1 pseudogene is annotated in these 8,413 nt (G+C 74.8%); it reads right to left on the bottom strand.

Going from position 1 to position 8,413, the window contains the following annotated elements:
- Window positions 1–8,413 (bottom strand): annotated as a pseudogene (locus AB0D74_RS50210) (hypothetical protein); the annotation flags it as partial.

Below are 8,413 nucleotides of genomic sequence, written 5' to 3'. Positions count from 1 at the left end.
TGGTCACGCACCCACCGCAGGTCCGGCGCCTGGATCCGGCGCACATGCGACCGAATCAACGTCGTCGCACCACCCAACCTGCCCGGACGCGGCGGGACACTGCTCTGATCCGTGTGCGGATCAAACCGCTCCGTAGCCTGCACCGCCGCACGAGCCCGACCCCGCAACCCGTACCACTCCCCCCGCCGCACCGGATCGGAAACCCGCACCGCAGCCCGCCCGTCCCGCACCGGCACCGGACGCACACGACCCGACGACCCCACACTCGGCACATCCCCCGCACGACGCGGCGCACTCGACGACGTGACGACCGAAGGGCCGGCCGTGGTGACAGGGCCCGCGTCGGTGGCGCTGTAGTGGTTCAGGCCCGTGTAGTACAGCTCCATCGCGGGCGTGTTGGTGACCGGCCCGTACCGCAGCATGATGCCCCGGGGGCCGCCGGTCGCGGTGGTGCCGGCGAGCGCCGCGGACACCGGCTGGAAGACCTGGATCGGCACGCCGAGTGTGTCGGCGAGCAACGGCAGGAAGGTGTCGCCGACCGAATTCGCCCACTCGTCCGACCAGTTGCGCACGGCACGGTCGAGTTCGGTCGCCTCGGGGGCGGTGAGCGGGGTGGTGCTCCGGTGGTAACGGGCGATCAGCAGTGCCCTGCGCTCGTCGACCGTCATGGTGGCGAGCGTCGGCAGCGCGTTCACCGCACGCAGATAGGCGAACATGCGCCGGTTGCTCGGCGGGCTGCCGGCCGGTGCGGGCGGCGCGCCCGGCGTCGAGACGGCCTGGGCGTACCGGGTCTGGAGGTCGACCGGGTCCATGTCCTCGGCGCGGGTCACACCGGTGATGCCGTACTGGGTCAGTTGGTTGTCGACCCAGGCGGCGGGCCTGTTCTGGGCGACCGTCGCGAACCGCCTGACGAGCACCCCCCTGAGCTGGCCGAGGACCTGCGGCGGGAGCGGCTGGGTGCCGTTGCGTGCCGCCGCCAGCCGGGTCAGGACCAGGTTCTGCAACCCCTGGCGGGCGGCGCGCAGATGCCCGGACCCCTGGACGGCGGTCTGCGGGTTCTGCGCCAGCGCCATGAGGGTCTGCCGTACGAGGTTGGGCTGCCCGAGCCAGGCGGTGAGGCCCGCGTCGAGGGTCGGGTCGGCCTGTTGCAGCCGAGCGGCGACCAGCTGCGGCGCGCTGCCGATGGCGGCGTACAGCAGGCAGTTGCCGTCGCCGGGGGTCGGGACGCCGTTGCCGCGGGGGGTGACGTACGGGGACGGCGGGACGGCGGGCGTTGTTGTTGTGGTGGTGCCGGGCGTCGTCGCGCTGGTGCCCGGCGTCGTCGTACTCGTGCCGGGCGGTGGGGGCGGCGGCACGAGCGGGGCCTTGCCCTTGGTCTTGTCTGCCGCGTTGCCCTTGGTCTTGTTCGCCGCCTTGCCCTTGCCCTGGGTGGTGCCGGTCTTCTTGGGCTGTGGGTTCGCCGGTTTGGACGGCGGCGTGGTGGCGGTGGTCGCCGTCGTCCCGGTCACGGTGGTACCGGTGGCGGGAGCGGCGGTCGGGTCGTGGGTCTGGCCGCCGGCCGGGAGGGGGGCGGCCCGGCCGTCGGGGTCGGGCCAGCGGGGCGGGGTGGTGGCGAAGGTGGTCCGCAGTGCCTGTTCGGGCGTCGGTGCGCTGTCCTGGACGGCGGCGGACAGGCCCGGCAGCGCGGCGGTGGCCGCCATCTGGTCGGCTGCTGCCTGCTGCTGTGCGGTGACGGCGTCGGCGAGTTCCTTGTTGCGGCGGGTGACCTTGGCCTGGGCCCGGGTCACGTGACCCTGGGCGCGGGTCTCGCGGATCCTGGCCACCCGCAGGTTCTCGTCGCGGCGGTCCACGGCCCTCGCGTCCTCCCGCGCCTGGGCGACGGCGTCCGCGTGGTCCTCTTCCGCCTGGCGGATGCGGGCCGGTCCGACGGCGACGATCCGCTGAGCCTGTCCCAGCGCCGCCCGGTCGGCCGTGAGCCGGTCGGTGGCCTGCTGGATCGCGTCCTCGGCGGCGGTGATCGCCGGGACCACGGCCTGCACCCGGGGGTCGTCGGCGACATCGGCCGCGGGACGGCTGGAGCGCGGGGCGCCGACCGCGGCGGGGGCCGGCGGGGCGGCCGGAGCTGCCGGTGCGGCACTCGACTGCCCACCCTGCCCGCTCTGCGCGGCTGCGGCTGCGGCTGCGGTTGCGGCTGCTGCGCGTTCGGCGCGTACGGCGTTCTCGGTCCGGGTCAGTCTGGCCAGCGCGGTCTGGAGGTCACGGCGGCCCTGGGACTCGTTCCGTTCGTTCCGCGCGATCACCTCGGGCAGTGTGGTGGCGGTGCGCCGTGCGTCCGCGAGCCCGTTCTTCAGCCGCCCGACCAGGGCCTCGGCATCCAGGACGGCCTGTGCGGAGGTGGCGGCGGCGGTCCGCGCCCGCTGCCGGGCGGCGACCGCGTCAGTGACCGCCTGCCGCGCCGATTCGAGCGCGTCCGTGGCGTCCGTATGCGCGCGGTTGGCGTGCTGGAGGGAGAGGGTGAGGCGGTTCAGCCGCTGTGGGGTGTCGGTGAGGGTGTCGGTGGCGGAGTGCAGGAGTTCGGCCTGGGCGTGGAAGGCGGTCCATGCGGTGGTGAGGCCGGGGTCGGCGGTGACGAGGGCGCCCTCCGGGGTGAACTCCCAGCGGCGGATGCCCTGCGGGTCGCGGGTCATCAGTTCGACGGGCCGGTTGCCGAGCACGGCGGCACGGGAGGCCGTGTAGAGGGCCCGTCCGAGCCGGGTGCCCTGCGGGTCGGCGCCGAGGGCCGCCCAGAACTGCACGCCGTGGCTGCCCGCGGGGATCGCGGAGTGCAGGCGTTCGGGCAGGGTGTGCGGCGCGGCGGTGGCCCAGTCGGGGACGAGCGCGGGCAGGTCGTGGACGTTCGCCGGGGACTCGGCCGGGGTGATGAGGCCGTGGCCGAGCAGGTCGCGTTCCTCGACGCGGAGGGTGACGGTACCGGTGACGTGGCGGGTCCCCTCCGGGCCCTCGACGAGCAGGTGGACATCGGCGTCGACGGCGTAACTGCGGGTGCCCCGCGCCCCGTTCGCCGGGGCGTTGGTGCTGCCGGACTTGAGCCAGTCGCGGCGGCTGCCGGTCGTCGTGCCGCCGAAGGTGGAGGGCTGGGTCTGCCGCTGGGCGAGCGGCACGGAGAGACCGGCGAGCTGGTGGTTGCCGTCGTCGCCGCTGAGGAGTTCGGTGAACGCGGTGGCGAAGGAGTGGTCGGCGCCGGCGGCGGTGCTCACCGTGTCGGTGGTGTTGTGGAGCTGGTCGAGGGTGATGTCGTCGGCGTGGGTGGCGCGGCGCGGGTTGTAGAGCGTCACCGAGATCGACGGGGACCGGTCCGGCGGCCCCTCGAACGGCGTGCTGCCGGGCATCCGGCGGGTGAGGTCGGCGGCCAGCCGGGGCCGGTCGAGAGAGACCCGCCCGGCCTGGATCAGCTGGCCGAGCCGGACCGCCTGCCCCTCCACCGACACGGAGGTGATCTGTGCGTGCCAGCCGCGGCCACCGCGCGGTGCCACCTCGTTCAGCGCCGTCTCCAGATGCGCCCAGCCGTCGAACGCGAACGCCGGGGTCGGGCCCACCGGGTGGAACATCTGCGCGTCGGCGAGGTACGGGGTGCGGGCGGGACCCGGCAGCACCGTGTTGCGCGGGTCGGCGCCGGAGACGACGGACGGGGCGGTCACCGTGGCCGGCCGGGCGGGTGCGCCGGTCTCGGTGCCGGTGAACCGCAGCGTCAGCCGGACCGGGACGGTGCGGGTGCGGGGGTTGCCGCGGGCCAGCAGTTCGTCCATCCACCGGCGTACGTCGCCGTTCGCCTCGGACCAGGCGATGACGCCGTTCTGGAGGAGGCCGCCGACGACGTTGGGCGGCCAGTCGGCGACGAGGGCGGAGCGGACGGAGAGGACGTAGTCGTACTCCAGGCCGTCGAAGTCGGCGCCGTTGTCGGTACGCAGCCAGAACCGGTTGTCGGCGGTGGTGGCCCGCCGGGCCGACCTGCTGCTGGCCGACTGCGGGGTGAACACCGGCGCCGCGCGGTCCGCCTTGGTCGGGTCGGGGCCCTGGTTCGGGCGGAGGTAGCGGGTGGTCAGGGTGACCGGGAGCTGTGTCTGCCGTACCGAGGCCCGGGTGGTGGTACGGCCCGAGGAGGTGTGCGACTGCCACTGTTCGAGGCCCGAGCCGGGCGCCGAGGAACCCCGGACGGCGGCCAGGTTCTGGGTCCGCCGGGGCACCGCCGTCAGGGTGACCTCGACCAGCCGCTCGCCGCCGTATCCGTGGTGGCGGAAGTGGAAGCGGGTGGTGGCGCGGCGCGGGGTGCCGTCCGGGCCGCGTCCGGGCAGCGAACGCAGTCCGGCGGTCGAGGTGAGCTGGGCGATCCGGCTGTGCACGCCGGGCTGGTAGCCGGAGTGCCCCGGGGTGACCGCGCCGGGTGCCTCGGCCTCCACCAGCGTCAGCAGCTCCCGCCGGACCTGGCCGCGGCGCTCCCTGGGGTTCACCGGTACCAGCGGGACGGCGCCCGCCGGGTTCCCTGTCGACGGGAGGGGAGCGGCGACGGGCCGCTGGTACTCGATGACCGAGAGGACACCGCCGATGCCCAGTTCCCGGTTGCGGGTGTACGGCGCCGGCAGTGCCGCCGTCGGAACCGGTGCGGGCGCCGGTGCGAGCCCCTGCACCGAGCCCAGCCACCGTGCGTCGCGGGCGAGTTGCCCCTGGGTCAGGAGGAACTGGAGGCCGTCGGGAACGTCCACGGCGAAGGTGACGGGGTCGACCGTGCCGGGCCCGCCGACGCCGTTGAACAGGTTGCGGGAGCCGGCCCGGACCGTGACCACATAGGTGACGTCGGCGACCACCCGGTGCAGGGTGCCGCTCTCGGTGGGGGTGCGGTTGGCGCCGGTGGCGGCGGAGAGGGTGTCGGAGGTGTCGGTGCGGGCCACGTGGCCGAGCCGTCCCGACGGGTTGAACAGGCCCTTGTACGGCTTGCCGCTGTGGCTCGGGGCGCCATGCGAGACCGAACCGTCCGACTCGGGGCCGGTGTTGCCCTGTCCGGCCGCGTCCTCCGGGCCCTCCGGTGCCGTGGGCGGGTTCTGGGTGAGTACGCCGGTGCCGCCGAACTGGTGTGATTTGCCGAGGGACTTGAGCTGCTGGGCGCTGTCGGTGGCGGTGATGCCCGTCTCCAGGTACTGCCTGGTGGTGTCCAGCAGCCGGGGGCTGTGTGCGATGGCCTGGATCTCCAGGGAGTACTGGCCGTCCGCGACGGTCCCCGGCAGGCTCAGGCCCTCCACGACGTAGGAGTTCTTGAACAGCTGGTGGCCGTGGGCGACGAGGCTGCCCGGGGTGAGCGCGGCGTGCCGGGTCTCGGCGGCGCGGGTCCTGCTGTCCGTCAGCCCGTGCCCGGCGAGCGGCGAGATGCCGTCGCGCTGCGGTCGCGCTGCGGCGGGCGGCGCGGGGGCCGGGGCGGCGGTGGTGCCGGGGGCCGTACCCGTGGCCACACCGGCGGTCGTCGGGGCGGGGGCTACCCCCGGGGCGGTGACCGGGAGGATCGGACCGGTGCCGGTGGTCGTGGTGGCGGGGGGCGGCGGCTGGGCCTGGCGGCGGATCTCCGCGGCGGCCCGCTGGAAGACCGACTCGATGGCCGCGGAGCCGCGCACGGTGTCGATCAGGGCGTCGTCCGGCACCCGCACCAGCTCCGGGCGCGGGGTGCCGGTGGCGTCGGTCCCGTCGAGCCGGGCCAGGTCGGTCGCGTCGGTACGGCGGGGCGCCCCGTCCGCGCGTGCGGCGGGCGGCGCCGCGGTCGCCGAGGGCGCGTGGGTACGGCCGTGCGGCACCGCCAGCCGCAGCGAGCCGGCGACCGTCGGCGGGACGGGGGCGGGCGGCGCGGGGACGACAGGCGGCGCGCCGGGCACGACCGGCGGGACGACGACGGGCGGGGCCGCGGCGAGGGCGGCCTGGTTGACGTCCTGCCCGAACCGCTCGCTGGGCCGGTCGCCGTCGTCCGCGTAGAGGTCGAGGGCCAGCCGCACCGGCACCTCGAATTCGTGGCTGTCCTGCCCTGAGGCGATGAAGAACTGGTCGTGCCCGGTGGCGCCGCCCACGGTGTCGCCGTGGGTGACCTGGTGGCCGTACTGGTAGTCGGCGCCGAACCCGATGGAGCCCCAACTGCCCAGCGGCCCGCTGACACTGCCCATCGGCCCGGCCGCAGCGCCGTAGGACTCGCCGCGCTGCTCGGTGTCGCCGCCCGACATCTGGGCCAGGCCCATGATCTGGATGCCCGGCAGGACCCGGCGGTGGGTGCTGGCGGTCGGGGTGTCACGGACGGCGGTGAGCAGCAGCCGGACCCGGCGGACACCGGTGTCGGTGCTGTTCGGCACCTCGAAGTGCAGGGCGTGCCCGCCGTCCACCATGGCGTCGGTGGCGGCCCGCAGCCCGGTGCGGGAGCGGGCCTCGCGCAGCCGGCGCAGGTTGTTGAGCTGGGCGTGCAGCCGGATCTGGTGCTCGGGCTCGTGGTTCCGCACCGCCTGCTTCAGCCGCGCGCCGATCCCGGCGGGGCCCGGCGCCGTGGGGTCCGGCGGCAGGAAGCCCTCCCGGCGCAGCCATGCCTCGGCGCGGTCGAACAGCGCGTCCGTGCCGGTGACGTCGAGCGGGGCCGTGCTCAGCCCGATGCCGTCCAGCCGCTCCAGCGAGTCCGGGAGCTCCCTCACCTCGGCGGCGGTCGGCGGGTGGCCGGTGGCGTCCGTCCTGCTCAGCACCCGCAGGTCCATGCCGTGCGCGTGGACCAACGGCGGCGCCTGGGTCTCGGTGCCGTCCGGCCGGATCAGGGTGACCCGGTAGGTGACGCCTGAGGGGGTGAGCAGATGGCCCCGGTTGGTACGGATGGCGTGCATCGTGCCGGAGGAACTGCTCGCCCCGTAGGTGTTGGTGACGGTCGCCTGGGTCTGTCCGCGCAGGCCGAGGCTGCCGCCGACGGTGTCCGAGGCGTCCGGGTGGCCCTGGTGGTGGTCGCCGGTGAGTGCGGCGGCGGCGCTGCCGCTGACCGCGATGCCGCTGGTGTACTTCGACGACAGGTCGACCTTCGCGGTGTTGACCACATGGCTTTCGAGGTTGATCTGGCCCGGGTTGCTCTGCCGCTGCGGGGTGCCGACGGTGGGCACGGTGACCAGGTGCAGCATGCCGACCGCGGTGCCGGAGGCGTCGGTGAGGACGGGAGAGTAGATGCCGCCGTCGATCTGCATGGGCAGCGTGCCGCGCAGCACCTGTTCGGAGAGGAAGTCCGAGACCTGCCCGGCGGCGGTGTCGTCGAGATCGGCGTGGAACGTCTGTTGCACGTGCTCGTACAGGGCCCTGGGGTCGATCACGGAGTCGACGCCGTACAGCGGAAGATCCGCCGGGGCGGCCGGCGCGGGCAGCGAACCCGGCGCCGGATCGGCGGTGGTGAGGTGACGGGGGAACCAGATGGTGGTGGAGCCGTGCGACTCCGGCGCGCTCCACCCGCCCGGCGCGGGTGCGGTACCGGTCGCGGGGGCGGCGGGCAGTGCGGGGGCGGCGAGCGGTGCGGGGGCGGCGGGCGGTGCGGGGGCGGCGGGGGCGTCGACGCGCACCCGCCAGTGGGTGGTGAACTCCACCGGGTCCGAGGGCTCGTTGGAGCGCTGGGCCGAGGTCGTCTGGACGGCCTGGGTGACGGTGGTGGCGTCGCTCGCCTGGTTGTGGGTGATGGCCGCGGACAGCGATCCGTCCACCGCCCGCACCGCGGTCGGGGCCGTGACCGGCCAGGAACCGGTCCAGGGCACCTGGAACGTACGGTAGGTGCCGGACGGCTGGCTGGAGAAGTTCTCCCGGGTACCGAACCCGCGCCGCTCGACGTGCTTGTCCGGGTCACGCGGGTCGAAGCGGCCCTGCCGCAGCGAGGGCCGGGCCCCGGAGAGGGTCAGCTGTACGTCGACGGTGTGGTCGCGGCCGTCGACCCGCACCGTGATGCGGTGGCCGCCGTTGGAGCGCAGATACGGCAGCTGGAGCGCGAGGTTCTCGCGGCTCAGCGCGTCCCGTACCTGGTCGCGCACCGACTCGGGCGGGTTGTCGGGGTCCACGCCGAGCGCCTCGTACACCTGACCGTGCAGCCCCTCGATCACCTCGTCGGAGAACGGCTCCGCGTACACCAGTCCGACGGTGCCGTCCGGGAGCGTGCCGTAGGAGTTCACGTAGCTCGACGGGAGCGGGGCCGGCGCGGGCGGGGTCGCGGTCGGTGCGTGTGAGGTGGGCCAGGCGGGCGGGGTGTCGGCCGGGATCGGGGGGTCGGCGGGCTCCTGAACGGAACCACTGTGCACGCCGCCGTCGAAGGGGTGGTCGTGGAGCCGGGGGCCCGCCGCCGTGACGCTCTCGATGATGTCGAGATAGCGCTGGGGAATCT

Origin of the sequence: Streptomyces sp. NPDC048278 (assembly GCF_040652195.1) — a bacterium.
GTDB lineage: Bacteria > Actinomycetota > Actinomycetes > Streptomycetales > Streptomycetaceae > Streptomyces.
Note: the sequence above shows the minus strand (reverse complement) of the source record. Positions and strands in the feature narration are given on the sequence as shown.